Raw genomic sequence first — 15,939 nt, forward strand, 5'->3', positions numbered from 1 at the left:
GGTTATTAAAAAAATAAAGTAAGAAACCGGAATTTCAGATCAACTTCTTCCGGGAAAGAAAAACGATAAAAACAATAATGGACAATTCTAAATATTATGTTTTTTATGACGGCGATTGCGGATTTTGCAACCACTGGGTACAATGGATTTTGAAGAATGACAAAAAAGATTTGTTCCGTTTTGCTGCATTGCAATCAGAATTTGGGCAAAATTTTCTGAAAGAGAGAGGCCTGAAAACAGATCAGTTCAATACTATTTATCTATGGAAGCCAAAAGAGTTTTATTTTATCAAATCTAAAGCAATTACTAAGATTGCCAAACTTTTAGGTGGAAAGTATTGTTTGTTGAGCAATTTCAATATTTTCCCACGATTTATTTCCGATAAAATTTACGATCAGATTGCAGCAAGAAGATTGAGTTTGGCACCTCAAAATTGCCTTTTGCCAACTCCTGAAGAACGAAAGAAATTTATACAATAAGAATGAGTTGTATTAAAGCAAAAACCTCCCAAATTAGTTGGAAGGTTTTTTATTTTTGAAAGATATCTATCTGATTATAAAGAAGCGGCGTGAATTAACATGTCAGTTAATTTATTAGAATAACCGGTTTCATTATCATACCAAGAAACTAATTTCACAAAATTTGGAGAAAGCATAATACCAGCATCTTTATCAAAGATAGAAGTTCTCTTATCTCCTACAAAATCCTGAGAAACTACAAGATCTTCAGTATATCCAAGAATTCCTTTTAATTCACCTTCTGAAGCAGCTTTAATAGCAGCACAAATTTCATCGTAAGAAGTTCCTTTTTCTAATCTTACCGTAAGATCTACTACAGAAACATCAGCAGTAGGTACTCTGAAAGACATACCTGTCAATTTTCCGTTCAATGAAGGAATTACTTTTCCTACCGCTTTTGCAGCACCAGTAGAGGAAGGAATGATGTTCAATAAAGCAGAACGTCCACCTCTCCAGTCTTTCATGGAAGGACCATCAACTGTTCTTTGTGTAGCTGTAGTAGCATGAACCGTCGTCATCAAACCTTCTACAATTCCAAAATTATCATGAACTACTTTTGCTAATGGAGCAAGACAGTTGGTAGTACATGAAGCATTAGACAAAATTTTAACATCGTCTGTCAAAGTTTTATGATTCACTCCCATTACAAACATTGGAGTATCATCTTTGGAAGGAGCGGAAAGAATAACTTTTTTAGCACCAGCATTTAGGTGGGAAGAAGCAGATTCTTTATCAAGGAATAAACCTGTAGATTCTACAATATAATCAGCGCCTACTTCATTCCATTTTAAATTGTTAGGATCTCTCTCAGAAGTTATACGGATTGTTTTTCCATTTACTACAAGATTATTACCTTCTATTTTTACCTCACCATTGAATTTTCCATGTACAGAATCATACTTCATCATGTAAGCCATATATTCTGCATTGATAAGGTCATTGATTCCAACGATTTCGATATTGTCTCTTTCAAGCATAGCATTGAATACTAGACTTCCGATTCTACCAAATCCGTTGATACCTACTTTGATTGTTGACATAATATTTTCTTTATTAAGTTTAGTTTAAATTGCTAAAATTTCTGAAATTGCCAATAGATCTTTGTCAATTTCGTTATGTTTTTTAATGGCCTCTTCAATAGGAGTATAAACGAGCTTGTTGGAGCGAAGTCCTGCCATTACGCAGTTTTGTCCATCCATTAATCCTATTACTGCACCATAACCTAATCTGCTTGCCAATACTCTGTCTGCACAGCTTGGAGAACCTCCTCTTTGGATATGTCCCAAAATAGCAACACGGATATCAAAATCCGGAAATTCAGCTTTAGTAGCTTTTGCAAGATCGTATATTCCTCCCAATTGTTCGCCTTCTGCTACCACTACAATGCTGGAAGATTTTCCGGCTTTTTCAGCTTTTCTGAAAGTAGTAAAAAGTTCATCAAGACTGTCTTTTCTTTCAGGGATCAAAATATCCAAAGCTCCTGCAGCAAGTCCACTGTTTAAGGCTATAAATCCTGCATCTCTTCCCATTACTTCTACAAAGAATACTCGATTATGAGAAGTAGCGGTATCGCGGATTTTATCAATGGCTTCCATTGCTGTATTTAGAGCGGTGTCATATCCGATAGTATTGTCGGTTCCGAAAATATCATTGTCGATAGTTCCCGGTACACCGATTACTTTTATTCCAAATTCTTCGTTAAAAATTTTTGCTCCGGTAAAAGTTCCGTCACCACCAATACAAACCAAAGCATCAATGCCGTATTTTATACAATTGTTGTATGCTTTTTGTCGTCCTTCTTTGGTCATGAATTCTTTGGAACGGGCAGATTTTAGAATTGTTCCACCCTGAGTGATAATATTTTTTACGGAACGAGGTCCCATTTTTAGAAAATCATCATTGATAAGTCCATTGTACCCTTCTCGTACTCCGTAACATTCGATGTTATAGAAATTTGCTGTTCTTACTACAGCTCTTAAGGCCGCATTCATTCCCGGAGAATCGCCTCCTGATGTGAAAACTGCAATTCTTTTAACCGCACTTTCTTTCATACATTAAAAATTTTCAAATGCAAATTTACAAAATATCAGTTAATTTAATAATGATTTTATGCGATGTATATAATTAATTTTTAAATATAAATTTTTACCTTTGTTCCGATGTTTCGTAAAAATACTTTTAAGAAGTTTTTTTCAACGTTTCTTTCGGCGTTATATCTTTTCGTGGTTTTATTTTCTCAGGATTTTCATAGCCACGGAAGTATTGCTTTGCTTAAAAATTTCAGTTCGGAAAAAACTGAAAAAAAAGTTTCCAAATCGAATTTTAAGTTAGATAAATCCAATTGTCTTTCCTGTCATTTTTTCTATACCGGAAATTCTCTGGTTTCTCAGGAATTCAGTTTTGATTTTAAAAATTTTCAATCTGAAATCGAAAAAACTTTCGGGTATCATTTCGATTTTGTCTCATCGCAGTTTCAGATTTCATTTCTTCGGGGACCACCTCAAAACTTTATTTAAATCAATTTAAATAATGTATAATTTCAGGCAGCAAATTCTGTTTTTTGAAAATTAGAATCGTTTCTGCTTTGTAATCTCAAAACTTTAATGAAATCAATGTTTAAAGTAATGTTTTTCCTTTTGGGAATTACATTCATTCATGCACAAAATAGTTTTACCATTTCCGGAACTGTTCAGGATTTTCATGATAAAACAATGCTCAATAATGCTAAAGTGCAACTTGGAAGTTACTCCACAGTTTCAGATAATAAAGGAAGTTTCATACTAAAAAATGTAAAAAAAGGAAGCTATATATTAGTAATCTCCCATCCTGATTGTGAGCCTTTTTCGGAACAATTGGATGTGGAAAAAAATATGGAACTCACCGTACAATTGGAGCATCATGCTCATGATATTGAAACGGTTACCATCCACGGAAGCCATAAAAATAACGGATCAATGGTGGTGAAAACTCTTGATAAATCTGAAATTGAAAGAAATGCCACAGAAAATCTTGGAAATATACTATCCAATATTTCCGGAGTTGCAGCTCTAAAAACGGGCAATAATATCGCAAAACCTATTATCCACGGATTATACGGAAGCCGGATTTCCATTCTGAACAATGGAGTGAAACTTGCTGAACAGGAATGGGGAGTAGAACACTCTCCGAATGTAGACATCAATAATTTTGAACATATTGATGTAATAAAAGGAGCTTCTGCCTTGAAATACGGAAGCGACGGAATTGGCGGAGTAATTGTAATGGAACCGGAAATTTTTGCAAAAAAAGATACATTGAAAGGTTCTGTTAATCTTTCAGGAATCTCCAATGGACGAGGTTTAGGAATAGATATGGAACTTGCCAAAACTTGGAAAAACGGATGGGCGGTAAAATCAGGAGGAAGTATTAAAAAACTTGGCGACCAACATACTCCTGATTATAACCTAATGAATACGGGAATCGATTTTTCTTCTTTTAATTTTACAGTGCAGAAAAACTCCTTCAAAAATGGGTTTTCGTTCGATTATTATCTTACGGATCAGAATATAGGAATTTACAGAGGTTCCCACATTGGAAATACACAGGATTTTTACGATGCCATCAATGCTCAAATTCCTGCATACACCGGAAATTTTTCGTATGAAATAGATAATCCTAAACAAGTTATACAACATCATATAGCAAAAATATCGGGATTCAGGCGTTTTGAAAGTATTGGTAAATTATCGGCAATATATAGCTTTCAGTACAATCATCGTCAGGAATATGATATTAGAAGAGGTACACTTAGAGAGATTCCTTCATTAGATCTGACTTTGATGACTCATCAGTTCAATATCAATGATTTGCTGGAAAGAGGTAAATTTTCTTTGGAGACAGGTATAGATGCCGGTTTTCAAAATAATTATTCCGATCCGGAAACCAAAGCAAGAAGGCTGATCCCGAATTACGATAAATATTCTGTGGGAGCTTATTCCATTTTCAAATACAAGCTGACGCCGTCATTAACTGCCGAAACCGGAGCAAGATTTGATTATCATTATTATGATGTCACCAAATGGTACGACAAAAGTGATTGGGAAAACCGTTATGCAGATTTGTATCCTCAATTTTACAGAAGAACCAATGCAAACAGAGTTTTAACAAGGCCGAAGCTGGATTTTCAGAATTTCTCATTTAATGCAGGATTGGAATATCATCCTTCCGAAAATTTTAATTTGAAATTCAATTATTCGAAAGCCTCAAGAACTCCCAATATTGCAGAATTATTTTCTGATGGATTGCACCATTCTGCAGCCGTTATTGAGATCGGAGATTTGAGCCTGAAAAATGAGACAAGTCATCAATTTAATTTAATTTCTGATGCAAAGATGGATGTTTTGGGTGGACTTCAGGTTTCTTTAAATCCATATTTTTCCATCAACAAAAATTTTATCAACCAAATTCCTGTTGGTGTCCAAAATACCATTCGTGGAGTATTTCCGGTTTGGAAATATCAGCAAATTGATGCTTTAATTTTTGGGGCGGACATAGATGTTCATTTCAAAATCAACGATTTTGTAAGCTATAAAGGAAGGGGAAGTTATGTTTATGGACAAGATAGAACGCATGATGAACCACTGATTCTAATGATGCCGATCAATTTTTCCAATGCTTTGCAACTGGATATCAAATCATGGAAAGGATTTTACCTGAATGTAGAAAATAGAATTTTTCTGTATCAGGAAAGATATCCTATTTATAATGCGACAGTTACGTTTTATGAAAATGGTGTAGAAGTGGAAAAAACAGTAGACTTCAGCACACCGCCAAAAGGATATTCTTTATGGAATTTGCAGGCAGGAATGGATGTTGCAAAAAATCTATCCGCCGGAATTACGGTAAGTAATATATTCAATATTTCTTATCGGGATTATCTGAACAGAATGAGGTTTTTTGCACAAGATCTCGGAACCAATATCATTGTAAATTTCAGATACAAATTTTAAAACTGTATTTCAATCATATTCTTAATTTTTATTTAAGAATTTAATAATCAATTAATTAATAACAAAATTTAAATTTAAATCAAAATGAAAAATATATTTAACCTAAAATTATCTGTTTTATTTTTTATTCTAATCACTTTAAGTATTGCTGTATCTTCTTGTCAAAGAGATGATTCTGCGGAAGACGATCTTCCTCAAGAAGAACTTACCAATGTTGTTTTGAATGTAAAAAATCTGGAAACCGGCGAAACATTTTCCTACGACTACAGTGTCGGAGCAGGAAGTTCTCCTGTTATTAAACTTGAAAATGGTAAATCGTATGAAGTACGTACTGTTTTTATGAATGGAGATGAAGATGTAACGCAGGAAATAAAAGATGCCAAAGACGAACATTTCTTACTTTTTGACTTTCCAAAATCTACTATCGCTCTCACAAGATTGGATACCAGTGAATCTACCGGAGTGCTTGGAAAAGTAGGCTTGATTACAAAATGGGATGTAACTAAAGTTGAAAATTCATCATCTCCACTTTTAAAAATTACTCTGGTTCATGAGCCTGCTACAGCCAGTGAAGAATTGGATGGTACAGTTTGGGGGAAAGTAACAGGTGGAGAAACTGATGCAGAAGCTGTTTTCGGACTGAGTAATTAATTTTTTTTGAAAAAAAAATCCGGAGTTTTAAAAATATGGGACTCAGCTTTGTCAAAGTTGAAAATCTTTGACAAAGTTTTATCCTTATGACGGAAGATATTTTTTATGAATATTTATGATGTATTTAATTTTTTCAATTGTTTAAAATTTTCTATTTTTGCAACCTAAAATTTTCAATTAATGAACGTTACAGCGCAAAACCATGATGATGTAAGTGCACTACTTACAGTAACTTTAGATAAGTCGGACTACAAAGACAAAGTAGAAAAACAACTTTTGAATTATGCTAAAAATGCACAAGTTCCAGGTTTCAGAAAAGGAAAAGTGCCATTGAGCATGGTAAGAAGACAATATGAAGCAGGAATTGCTTTTGAGGAAATTAATAGACAGGTTTCTGATGCTTTGAACAATTATGTCAATGAAAATAAATTAAGATTGGTAGGACAGCCGGTTCCTCAACCTGTTGATGATTTCAATCATAATGCAGAACAACTTTCTGTGGCTTTTGAAGTTGGATATGAACCAAATTTCACAATTGATCTTGCAAAATATGAAGCTCCACATTATAAAGTAGAGGCTTCTGATAAAGAAATCAGCCAGTCTATTGAGAATATGCAAAAAAGATTTGCAGAAAAAGAAGCTCAGGAAAAAATAGGAAAAGATTCTTATGTAGCGCTTCAGGTTTCTCAGGTCGTAGAAGAAGATGCAGAAGGAGAACACCATCATCATCCAAAAAATGTAGTAGTTTCTAAAGAGCAAAAAGAAGCATACGATTTAGTTAAAAAACTTAAAAACGGAGAATCTGTAAAAGTTTCTAAAGAAGATATTCAGGGAAGTGAAGAATTGGCAAAACAGTTAGGCTTTTCAAAAGCTGAAGCTGAACATCTTCACCATAATGAAGTAGAAGTTTCTGTAAAAGAAATCTATGGACTGAATCTTCATGAGCTTAATCAGGAATTATTCGATAAAGTTTACGGAGAAGGAAACATCAAATCAGAAGAAGAACTTAAAGAAAAAGTAAAATCTGAATTGGATGAATATTTCCAGCAAAATGCTGATGTACATTTCGTGAACAAAGTTTTGGAACAAATCACTGAAAAAGAAGAAGTGAAACTTCCGGAGACTTTCCTTACAAAATGGTTAGTATTTTCCAACCAAAATATCCAGAGCGAAGAACAGGCAAAACAAGTTCTTGAAGCTGAGAAAAGCCAATTGAAGTATCAGATCATCGAAGGAAAATTGATGAATGATAACGAAATAAAATTGGATTATTCAGATGTTTTGGCTCAAGCGGAACAATTGGTAAGAAATCAATTGGCAATGTACGGAATTCACCATTTATCTGATGAAGAAATCCAGAAATATGCTGTAGAAATGCTGAAAGATCAGGAGCAAGTAAGACAAATTTCTTCTGAAGTAGCAATGGCAAAATTAAAAGACGTAATCTTGGAAAAAGCTACAAAAAAGGAAACTAAAATCTCTCACGACGAATTTTTGGAAGAGCTTAAAAAGTAGTTTTTCTTGAAGTTATAAACTAAAAATCCGCTGAAAATTAATTCAGCGGATTTTTTATAAAGTAAAAGATTTTATACTAGGATTATTAAGAAAATAATCTTCCAGTTCTTTTATTTTTTTTCCACTAATGTGGATGTCTAACGTTATGAAAAGTTGATTTCCCTTTTTTTCGGTAATCACTTTGTGTACTTCTTTGGCAATTTTTGTCACGTTTGAAAAAATTTCTTCCCGTATTTCTTTTTCCTCAATATTGACTTCATATTTTAGAATTTTACTCATACTTTGAGGAAGGAAAAGATTATTGGCAAACTGACCTGTGTAGATCACAATCAGCGAGACCGCAAGAAAGATAAAACCAAGAGCAATTTCTCCATATCCTATCGACATTCCTATTGCTGCAGCCATCCAGATAATTCCGGCAGTAGTGAGACCATGAACCGTAAAACCTTCTTTAAAAATGACACCAGCTCCTAAAAATCCTATTCCGCTTACAATATAAGAAGCAATTCTTGTAGGATCTCCGGAATTTCCGACAAATTTGTAAGACAGCAAAGTGAAAAGGGTAGAGCCAAGACAAATGATGGTAATGGTTTTCAGACCTGCGGATTTTACTTTCATTTCCCTCTCAAAACCTAAAATAAGTCCTGCAAGTAATGAAAACAAAACTTTATATACATCTGAAATTTCTAAATGCTCAGCAAATTCCATAGGAAAATAGTTTAAAAATTATTTCCCGAATTCCTTTTTCCATTCATCCGCGGCATCGGAAAGTACCTGATAAAATTCTTCTCCATATTTACGGATGAGCGGTGTTTTCAAAAATTTATAAACGGGAACTTTCAGTTCTTTTCCTAAAACACAGGCATCATTGCAAATAGGCCATTCATGGTAATTTAAGGCTGTAAAAGTTCTGTATTCTGTAACGCGGATTGGATAAAGATGACAGGAAATAGGTTTTTGCCAATCAATAGCGCCATCTTCGTATGCTTTTTCAATTCCGCATTTGGTGATTCCCTTTTCATCAAACGTTACATATACACATTCTCTGTTTTCCACCATTGGTGTTACGAAATCTCCGTCTATTGGATCTGTAGTCCAAGTCCCATGTTTTTCAATAGATTTTATACCATCTTCTGTGAGATAGGGTTTTATCTTTGGATACAACTTTTCTAGAATTTCGGTTTCACTTTTATCAAGAGGTGCACCTACATCGCCTTCTACACAACATGCTCCTTTACATTTGCTAAGATTGCAAACGAATTCTTCGGAAAAAATCTCTTCGGAGACTAATTTGTCATCAATCTGAATCATAATTCAAAGTTAGTTATAAAAAACCGAAGTAGCCGGAAATTTTGTATAATACTAATGAGAAAAAGCATATCCATAAACAAGCCTCACTCATCCAGTATTTGGGAAGGAAGCGAAGCATTCTGCTGAGAATGATACTTGCAGGAAATGTCATCAGCAAAAGATATTCATAATTTTTTCCCATGTACAAAAATAGAGTTACAAATTGTGATAATGTAAATATGAGAAGGAATGTATACTTATATCGGCTAGCCGGACTTTTTTTATTATAATTACTGAAATGATCGAAAACAGCATAGATCATCATTAAAAAAACAGGTATTAAAAAATAAAGCTGATGAAGATCAGTCATGGGTTTTAGATCTACAATCGGCAAATAATTAGGATTCCAGCTATTGAGATTTAAAAAATAAGCAATACTGAAATATGTAATTCCTATGAGAAACATGCCATAAAAAAGCCTGAAAATATTCAAAGCAATTCTTTCAGCAGTACTTATGATATGGAGGATCACAAAAACAGTTAATGGAAAAGTAGTGGGAAGAAAAATAAAATTAATCGCAAGAATAGAGCCTACCAAAAGATAAGAGCTGTTTTTGGAAGCATTATCCTGATCGGTCAATAATAACAGCAAAAATGAATTGGTAAGTAGCGAAACCGCAATTCCAATATCTAAATATCCGGGATAGATTCCAAATACAAAAAATGTATAAAGAAATAAAGGCAAATGAGTCTGATAGGTGAGATTAATTTTATTGAAAAGAAAATATCCCAATGCAATGCCTGAAAATGTAATAATTGCAGAAATTACACTTAAAGTATTGAAATTGAATATATTAAAAGATATTACGATAAATAAAAGAAAACCTAAATATACCGGAATTGAAAAAATATTGCTTTCTTTTGAAAGTAATTTAAACATTTTTTATAAATTTGTGCAAAGTTAATTTAAAAAGGGAAAATAATGACGGGATTCTGGTTATTGTTGAGTAAAGTTTTCAAATGGTCTTTCCAGTTTTTTGATATTTTGGGAGATTATCTAAACTGGGTTTTGTTTTTAGTAGCAACGGCTTTATTCATTTATTGGTGTTATGTATTGGTAGTAGATTTAGGTGGTGACAAAGATAATGAATACTTCTCTCCAACAGAAGGAAAGCATCCATATTATGATCCTAAAATCTATAAAAAGGAAGGTTAATAATTGATATTTATATAAAGTAAAACCCTGAATTATGGTCAGGGTTTTATTTTTTTATTCATGAACCGGAATTACAAGCACCGGAATTTTAGATCTTCGCGTGATTTCCTTTGTAAGACTTCCCACAAAAACATCATAAATTCCGCTCCTTCCATGTGAGCCTAAAACTATATAGTCTGCCTTTTTTTCTTTAGCATAATCTAAAATTGTATCACCAGCAATTCCTTGCTTCAAAAGATGCTCGCATTCTATACCATAAGCAAGAATCCTTTGATGGATATTATTAAGTTGGATAAGCTCCTGTCGAATTTCATTTTGCTCCACTTCCGGAAAATATTGAAATCCCATATCGCCAATTGCAAATCCTATATCAGTAGGAGCTACATGTATCAGACAAATTTTTCCATTTATTTCTTTTGCAAACTTTATTGCTGCATCTACCAAAACATCTGTAGATTCACCAAAATCTACGGGAAGAACAATATTTGACATGATTTCTGATTTTTTTGTCTTTTAAAGTTACAAAATTATCATTAATCATTTTTGTATGTTTTTATGATTTTTTACATAATTCGTATATCAAAAACTTTCTGATCTTCCAGAAAACCTTGCAGAATATCATTTTCTTCCACTTTGGCTACACCTTCAGGAGTTCCGGTGAAAATAAGATCTCCGACTCTCAATGTGAAATATTGCGAAACAAAAGTGATAATTTCGTCAAAACTGAATATCATATTTTTGGTAAATCCGTTTTGTACTTTTACGCTATTCTTTAGTAAGGAAAAATTCAGGTTTTCAAGATGATAAAGATTTTTGCTAAAAAACGGACTCACAATTGCAGAACCATCAAAACCTTTTGCCAATTCCCAAGGCAAACCTTTGGATTTCAATTTGTTTTGTAGATCTCTCGCTGTGAAATCTATTCCCAAACCTATTTCTTCATAGTGTTTATGAGCATTTTCTTTTTGGATGTATTTTCCGCCTTTGGAAATTTTCAGAACGACTTCTGTTTCGTAATGGATTTCGTTTGAAAATTCCGGAATGTAAAAATCATTTCCTTTTAGTAATGCGGTGTCCGGTTTCATAAAAATAACCGGATTTTCAGGGATTTCGTTTCCCAATTCTTTTGCGTGTTCGCTGTAGTTTCTTCCGATGCAGATGATTTTCATTGAGTTTTTGTTTAAATTCCAGTAGTATAATAAGGATCCGATTTAATATACCATTCGTTTGAACAATAGTAACAAATATATTGACCACCGATGGAAGTATAAATATTATTTGAATTACATTTTGGACATAATATATATAGATAAGAGTCTATCGTATGTTCCACCTCAAGCTCAACGCTTTCTTTTTGAAAATTTTCCAATACTTCAGACGCTTTCTGTAAATCATTCTCAAAAACCATCAAATTGGTTCCTTGAAAAGGGAAAACTAAAGATGAAAACTCATTACAAATAAAACTTTTTATATTATTTTCTGCCAAAATCTGTTGATAAAGACCAGCTTCAATATTACTTTGATAATTTTTTAAAAGAACAAGATTATCCATATGAATGGTTTTTAAATTTTAAAACCTGCTTCTAAGTTGTATAGCTGTCCAGACTTTTTTGGAATATAGCGGAAAATCAGCATTTTGCAACCATCCGTAATAGCCCAAATCTTTCTGAAAAATATCTTTCACTCTCTGACCTTTGTATTTCCCAAAGGTGAAAATCTCATGTTGATCTTCGTCAAAACCTATAAAACCTGCCAAATCTGCAAATTTATTGTGAAAAGAAAATTCGCTTAAACTTGCAATATCATTCGGTAGATCTTCATAATGACCAACCTGCGCATCCAGAACTTCAAAAGTGGCTAAAACATCTGCTTCCGCAGAATGAGCATTTTCCAGTGTTTTTCCGCAATAGAAATTATAGGCAGCAACTAAATGTCGAGGTTCTTTTTTATGGAAAATAGTTTGCGCATCTACTAGTTTAAATTTATTCAAATCAAAATCAAAACCTGCTCTCAAAAGTTCTTCTGCCAAAAGTGGAACATCAAAACGATTAGAATTGAATCCTCCCAAATCGCTTCCGGAAATCATTTCCATAATTTTTGGAGCAATTTCTTTAAAAGTGGGAGCATCCTTCACATCTTCATCTGAAATCCCATGAATTTCCGTAGATTCTTTCGGAATATACATTTCGGGATTTACCAGCCAGGTCCTGCTTTCACGGGAAGCATCGGGATTTACTTTTAGAATACATATTTCTACAATTCTATCCTTGCCAATATTAATTCCGGTAGTTTCCAGATCAAAGATACAGAGAGGTTTATGGAGTTTTAAATTCATTTTTTATTGTTTTTTTAATTTCCAGGTTCCGAATGTTTCATTTTTTTTCCATTCTCCGGAAGGATTATTGTTTTGCGAATTAAGATTTCCCAAAATTTCAAAATTGGATTCTTCGGATTTTACAGAACTTAAATCTCCAATATCTGAGACATTTCCATAGAAAGTTTCCTGATAATCAGTATTAAGTATGGTTCGGTTTACCTCAATTCTTCCTGATTCGTATATAAATACTGTTAAAAAACCGATTTCTGCGCCACCATAGCTGCCTTTCCAAACGCCTTTATAAGGTGAAACATCTTGTTCCTGTTCTTTATCATCTTCGGGAAACAAAATATCACTCAAAATACCTTCACAAGAATAAGAGGAAAAACAAAATATAAGAACTAAAAAAAGATTAATTTTTTTCTTCATAACAATTAATTTAATTGTTTTTGAAACAAAATTGAAACCAAAATATAATAAACGACAAGTAATGGAATACCAGTAAGTTTGAAAATAATAAGAATTGCAATTCCGCCCAACAATAAAACAATTTTCGGATAATTGTCTTTCAATTTTTTTGATTTGAATTTCATCGCAATCATTTTTATTGGACTGATCAATAACCAAGAACTTATGATGGTAAGGCCAATTAAAAACGGAACGTTAGTCATCAAAAAATTAAATTCGCCCAAAACTTTTGTTACATAAAAAATTCCGAAAATAAGAACTGTATTGGTTGGTGTATTCAATCCTTTGAAATAATAATGCTGTTCATCATCAATATTGAAAATGGCTAATCTGAGACAAGAAAAAACAGTTATAAAAAGTCCAAAATATTTAAGCTCAAAAGGAAGATAAATTCCGAAAATTTCATTTCCGAATGGTTCGAGAGCTTTAAACATCGTAAGTCCGGGAATCAATCCAAAACTTATCATGTCGGCTAAAGAATCAAGCTGAACGCCAAGATTGGAATCGGCTTTCAAAGCACGCGAAACAAAACCATCAAAAAAGTCTAAAACCGAACATACAATAAGGCAAATCGCAGTCACCTCATAATTTCCCAATATGAGATGAATGGCGCCAACACAACCCGAAAAAAGATTCCCAAGTGTGATTGCATTGGCAAAATTATTTCTGAAAAAATTCATACCCGCAAAAATAAAACAATATAATGAATGTAACAATGTATCAGTTGTCGGTTGTCGGTTGTCAGTTGTCGGTTGTCGGTTGTCAGTTGTCAGTTGTCGGTTGTCAAATGTCAGTTGTCGGTTGTCAATTGTCAGTTAACATCAACCATCAACCATCAACCATCAACCATCAACTATCAACTATCAACTATCAACCATCAACTATCAACCATCAACTATTCCTAAACCATTAGATATATTAATCTGAATTTAATGTAAATTTGCACCTATGAATTTTTTTCAAGAATTTAGAAAGAGGGAGCTTTTTGTATTGATTTACAGGATTTTTCTTGCTTATTTTTTTTATCAGATCGCACGATTTCTGTTTTGGATTTTTAATAAAGATTTGATTAAAGTAGATAGTATTTCTGATTATTTTACGATTTCTTATTACGGAACTGCATTTGATACTACTGCTATTTTGTATGTAAATTCTTTGTTTATTCTCCTGAGTCTGATTCCAATTATTATCAATACTAAAAAAGGATATCAGAAATTTTTGTTCTGGTTGTATTTCATTACAAACGGAATTGCTTATTCCATGAATTTCGGGGATTTTATTTATTTTAAATTTTCTCAGGCAAGACTTACTTCTGCTGCACTTCAGGTTGCAGAACATGAAAATAATATAGGTAAAGTATTTTCAACTTCCATTGTTCAGAATCCTTTGGTGTCTATTTTTTTTGTGTTGTTATTGATTTTTTGGATTTTTTTGTATAAAAAAGTGAAAGTTCAGGAAAACAGACCCAAAAAATTAGTTCCATATTTTATTTTGTCGATACTTACGCTTTGCGGAGTGGCCACTTTGGTAGTAGGCGGAATTCGTGGAGATTTTAAACACAGTACTCGTCCTATCAATCTTGTAGATGCTAATCGTCATGTAAAAAATCCGGGACAGGCAAATCTGGTTCTGAACAGCGTTTTTTCGTTTTTCAGAACATTGGGAACCAATAATTTTAAGGAGGTTCATTTTGTAGATGGAAAATTTATTGAAAGCGAAATTCAGCCTTATAAAATTTACGATAGAAAAGTAACAAACAGACCGAATATTGTAATTTTTATTGTAGAATCTTTTGGAAGGGAATATTCAGGAGCTTTTAATAAGGATAAGAATATTAAAGATTACGTTTCGTATACTCCTTTTATTGACAGTCTTGCTAATGAAAGTTTGATCTTCCCGAATACTTTTGCAAACGGACGACAATCCATTCATGGGATGAGCAGTGTTTTAGCGGGAATTCCAAGTTTGACGGATGCATTTACCAGTTCGCCTTATTCTAATCAGAAAATACAGTCTATAGTTTCGGTTTGCAATGATTTGGGATATGATACTTCCTTTTATCACGGTGCTCCGAATGGTTCAATGGGATTTCAGGGATTTGGAAATATTTTGGGATTCAAACATTATTTCGGAAAAACAGAATATAACCATGATGAAGATTTTGACGGAATTTGGGCAATCTGGGACGAACCTTTTTTACAATATTTTGCTAAAAATGTAGGAAAAACACAACCTTTTATGACTACGGTTTTTACGGCATCTTCGCATCATCCTTTTAAAATTCCTGAAAAATATAATGGTAAATTCAAAAAAGGGAAAATTGATATGCACGAACCGATGGAATATACAGATAATGCCATCAAAAAATATTTTGAAACGGCAAAAAAACAGCCTTGGTTTCATAATACGATTTTTGTTTTCACCGGAGACCACACCAATCACACCTATTATTCCGAGTATGAAAAAGCAATGAACCGATTTGCAGTTCCACTGATTTTTTATTCTCCAAATCCTGATTATCAACTGAAAGGCGTAAATCCTGAATTTGCACAGCAAATTGATATTTATCCAACTTTGGCAGATTTAATTGGTTACAATAAAAAAATCAGAAGTTGGGGAAAAAGTTTGGTAAGCGATAAATCGTATCCTTTAATAATTATAAATTCTGACGGCGTTTTAGAGAATTTTATTATTGGAAATTATATCTATCGGTTTGATGGGAAAGAAGTGGTGGGAGTTTTTGATGCATCCGATCTTAATCTTGAAAAGAACCTGATTTCCAAATTAAGAAAATCGGATGTTGAAAAAGGGAAATTGCTTTGCAAAGCGTGGTATCAGGATTATATGGATAGAGTAATCAATAGAAAACTGAACTGATTTTTTCTGACTGTTTAATCTCTGTTTAATTTTTATTTTTGGTATATCAATTGCTATGTATGTGACGGATAATAAAAATTTTTGTTTGTTTAAAATTAA

The 15,939-nt window shown here is 33.0% G+C and carries 18 protein-coding genes; 7 read left to right on the plus strand and 11 right to left on the minus strand.

What is annotated here, in order from left to right; translation table 11 throughout:
• The first annotated feature begins 77 nt into the window (after positions 1-77).
• Positions 78-479, plus strand: coding sequence for a thiol-disulfide oxidoreductase DCC family protein (locus tag AC2A1C_RS03710; protein WP_484023581.1), 402 nt, complete (start codon positions 78-80; stop codon positions 477-479).
• A 74-nt stretch (positions 480-553) separates the two neighbouring features.
• Here AC2A1C_RS03710 and gap read toward each other — a convergent pair whose 3' ends face one another.
• Complete coding sequence (gene gap / locus AC2A1C_RS03715) at positions 554-1,558, minus strand: type I glyceraldehyde-3-phosphate dehydrogenase (protein ID WP_484023582.1); 1,005 nt, start codon at positions 1,556-1,558, stop codon at positions 554-556.
• 24 nt (positions 1,559-1,582) lie between these two features.
• Complete coding sequence (pfkA, locus tag AC2A1C_RS03720) at positions 1,583-2,569, minus strand: 6-phosphofructokinase (RefSeq protein WP_484023584.1); 987 nt, start codon at positions 2,567-2,569, stop codon at positions 1,583-1,585.
• A gap of 108 nt (positions 2,570-2,677) precedes the next feature.
• On the opposite strand from pfkA, the gene AC2A1C_RS03725 reads away from it, so the two are divergent.
• The 4 genes from AC2A1C_RS03725 (at position 2,678) to AC2A1C_RS03740 (ending at position 7,672) form a co-directional block, all read left to right on the plus strand.
• Positions 2,678-3,034 carry a hypothetical protein gene (locus tag AC2A1C_RS03725; RefSeq protein WP_484023586.1) on the plus strand — a complete coding sequence of 119 codons (357 nt, stop codon included), beginning with the start codon at positions 2,678-2,680 and terminating at the stop codon, positions 3,032-3,034.
• An 87-nt stretch (positions 3,035-3,121) separates the two neighbouring features.
• Positions 3,122-5,506: a TonB-dependent receptor gene (locus AC2A1C_RS03730; RefSeq protein WP_484023588.1), complete on the plus strand. Its 2,385-nt coding sequence runs from the start codon at positions 3,122-3,124 to the stop codon at positions 5,504-5,506.
• An 84-nt stretch (positions 5,507-5,590) separates the two neighbouring features.
• Positions 5,591-6,157, plus strand: coding sequence for a hypothetical protein (locus AC2A1C_RS03735; RefSeq protein ID WP_484023589.1), 567 nt, complete (start codon positions 5,591-5,593; stop codon positions 6,155-6,157).
• 180 nt (positions 6,158-6,337) lie between these two features.
• Positions 6,338-7,672 carry a trigger factor gene (locus tag AC2A1C_RS03740; protein WP_484023591.1) on the plus strand — a complete coding sequence of 445 codons (1,335 nt, stop codon included), beginning with the start codon at positions 6,338-6,340 and terminating at the stop codon, positions 7,670-7,672.
• 54 nt (positions 7,673-7,726) lie between these two features.
• Here AC2A1C_RS03740 and AC2A1C_RS03745 read toward each other — a convergent pair whose 3' ends face one another.
• From AC2A1C_RS03745 to AC2A1C_RS03755, 3 genes are read right to left on the minus strand one after another with little or no spacing between them, the layout of a single operon-like run.
• Positions 7,727-8,380, minus strand: coding sequence for an MgtC/SapB family protein (locus AC2A1C_RS03745; protein ID WP_484023593.1), 654 nt, complete (start codon positions 8,378-8,380; stop codon positions 7,727-7,729).
• Positions 8,381-8,398: 18 nt separating this feature from the next.
• The gene (locus AC2A1C_RS03750) at positions 8,399-8,983 is read right to left on the minus strand and encodes a DUF3109 family protein (protein WP_484023594.1); all 585 of its coding nucleotides are present in this window, start codon (positions 8,981-8,983) and stop codon (positions 8,399-8,401) included.
• Between the two features lie 13 nt (positions 8,984-8,996).
• Positions 8,997-9,902, minus strand: a complete 906-nt coding sequence (locus AC2A1C_RS03755) for a DUF6427 family protein (RefSeq protein WP_484023596.1) — start codon at positions 9,900-9,902, stop codon at positions 8,997-8,999.
• Between the two features lie 42 nt (positions 9,903-9,944).
• On the opposite strand from AC2A1C_RS03755, the gene AC2A1C_RS03760 reads away from it, so the two are divergent.
• Complete coding sequence (locus tag AC2A1C_RS03760; protein WP_484023598.1) at positions 9,945-10,178, plus strand: hypothetical protein; 234 nt, start codon at positions 9,945-9,947, stop codon at positions 10,176-10,178.
• A 54-nt stretch (positions 10,179-10,232) separates the two neighbouring features.
• On the opposite strand, the gene AC2A1C_RS03765 is transcribed toward AC2A1C_RS03760, so the two are convergent.
• The 6 genes from AC2A1C_RS03765 to AC2A1C_RS03790 all read right to left on the minus strand — a co-directional run bounded on the left by AC2A1C_RS03765 (position 10,233) and on the right by AC2A1C_RS03790 (position 13,643).
• Complete coding sequence (locus AC2A1C_RS03765; RefSeq protein WP_484023599.1) at positions 10,233-10,670, minus strand: universal stress protein; 438 nt, start codon at positions 10,668-10,670, stop codon at positions 10,233-10,235.
• A 71-nt stretch (positions 10,671-10,741) separates the two neighbouring features.
• Positions 10,742-11,347, minus strand: a complete 606-nt coding sequence (locus AC2A1C_RS03770) for a fumarylacetoacetate hydrolase family protein (RefSeq protein WP_484023601.1) — start codon at positions 11,345-11,347, stop codon at positions 10,742-10,744.
• 11 nt (positions 11,348-11,358) lie between these two features.
• The gene (locus tag AC2A1C_RS03775) at positions 11,359-11,730 is read right to left on the minus strand and encodes a putative signal transducing protein (RefSeq protein ID WP_484023603.1); all 372 of its coding nucleotides are present in this window, start codon (positions 11,728-11,730) and stop codon (positions 11,359-11,361) included.
• Positions 11,731-11,748: 18 nt separating this feature from the next.
• The gene (locus AC2A1C_RS03780; RefSeq protein WP_484023605.1) at positions 11,749-12,513 is read right to left on the minus strand and encodes an exonuclease domain-containing protein; all 765 of its coding nucleotides are present in this window, start codon (positions 12,511-12,513) and stop codon (positions 11,749-11,751) included.
• Between the two features lie 3 nt (positions 12,514-12,516).
• Positions 12,517-12,924, minus strand: coding sequence for a hypothetical protein (locus AC2A1C_RS03785; RefSeq protein WP_484023607.1), 408 nt, complete (start codon positions 12,922-12,924; stop codon positions 12,517-12,519).
• Between the two features lie 5 nt (positions 12,925-12,929).
• Positions 12,930-13,643 carry a CDP-alcohol phosphatidyltransferase family protein gene (locus AC2A1C_RS03790; RefSeq protein WP_484023608.1) on the minus strand — a complete coding sequence of 238 codons (714 nt, stop codon included), beginning with the start codon at positions 13,641-13,643 and terminating at the stop codon, positions 12,930-12,932.
• A 268-nt stretch (positions 13,644-13,911) separates the two neighbouring features.
• On the opposite strand from AC2A1C_RS03790, the gene AC2A1C_RS03795 reads away from it, so the two are divergent.
• Complete coding sequence (locus AC2A1C_RS03795) at positions 13,912-15,840, plus strand: LTA synthase family protein (RefSeq protein WP_484023609.1); 1,929 nt, start codon at positions 13,912-13,914, stop codon at positions 15,838-15,840.
• Positions 15,841-15,939 lie beyond the last annotated feature (99 nt).

The sequence above is a fragment of the Chryseobacterium sp. HNCC26DJ241 genome, from assembly GCF_057180505.1.

Bases quoted from the DNA above. Each gene is read 5' to 3' on its own strand.
- AC2A1C_RS03710 (WP_484023581.1), top strand. From the start codon at position 78: ATGGACAATTCTAAATATTATGTTTTTTATGACGGCGATTGCGGATTT.
- gap (WP_484023582.1), bottom strand. From the start codon at position 1,558: ATGTCAACAATCAAAGTAGGTATCAACGGATTTGGTAGAATCGGAAGT.
- pfkA (WP_484023584.1), bottom strand. From the start codon at position 2,569: ATGAAAGAAAGTGCGGTTAAAAGAATTGCAGTTTTCACATCAGGAGGC.
- AC2A1C_RS03725 (WP_484023586.1), top strand. From the start codon at position 2,678: ATGTTTCGTAAAAATACTTTTAAGAAGTTTTTTTCAACGTTTCTTTCG.
- AC2A1C_RS03730 (WP_484023588.1), top strand. From the start codon at position 3,122: ATGAAATCAATGTTTAAAGTAATGTTTTTCCTTTTGGGAATTACATTC.
- AC2A1C_RS03735 (WP_484023589.1), top strand. From the start codon at position 5,591: ATGAAAAATATATTTAACCTAAAATTATCTGTTTTATTTTTTATTCTA.
- AC2A1C_RS03740 (WP_484023591.1), top strand. From the start codon at position 6,338: ATGAACGTTACAGCGCAAAACCATGATGATGTAAGTGCACTACTTACA.
- AC2A1C_RS03745 (WP_484023593.1), bottom strand. From the start codon at position 8,380: ATGGAATTTGCTGAGCATTTAGAAATTTCAGATGTATATAAAGTTTTG.
- AC2A1C_RS03750 (WP_484023594.1), bottom strand. From the start codon at position 8,983: ATGATTCAGATTGATGACAAATTAGTCTCCGAAGAGATTTTTTCCGAA.
- AC2A1C_RS03755 (WP_484023596.1), bottom strand. From the start codon at position 9,902: ATGTTTAAATTACTTTCAAAAGAAAGCAATATTTTTTCAATTCCGGTA.
- AC2A1C_RS03760 (WP_484023598.1), top strand. From the start codon at position 9,945: ATGACGGGATTCTGGTTATTGTTGAGTAAAGTTTTCAAATGGTCTTTC.
- AC2A1C_RS03765 (WP_484023599.1), bottom strand. From the start codon at position 10,670: ATGTCAAATATTGTTCTTCCCGTAGATTTTGGTGAATCTACAGATGTT.
- AC2A1C_RS03770 (WP_484023601.1), bottom strand. From the start codon at position 11,347: ATGAAAATCATCTGCATCGGAAGAAACTACAGCGAACACGCAAAAGAA.
- AC2A1C_RS03775 (WP_484023603.1), bottom strand. From the start codon at position 11,730: ATGGATAATCTTGTTCTTTTAAAAAATTATCAAAGTAATATTGAAGCT.
- AC2A1C_RS03780 (WP_484023605.1), bottom strand. From the start codon at position 12,513: ATGAATTTAAAACTCCATAAACCTCTCTGTATCTTTGATCTGGAAACT.
- AC2A1C_RS03785 (WP_484023607.1), bottom strand. From the start codon at position 12,924: ATGAAGAAAAAAATTAATCTTTTTTTAGTTCTTATATTTTGTTTTTCC.
- AC2A1C_RS03790 (WP_484023608.1), bottom strand. From the start codon at position 13,643: ATGAATTTTTTCAGAAATAATTTTGCCAATGCAATCACACTTGGGAAT.
- AC2A1C_RS03795 (WP_484023609.1), top strand. From the start codon at position 13,912: ATGAATTTTTTTCAAGAATTTAGAAAGAGGGAGCTTTTTGTATTGATT.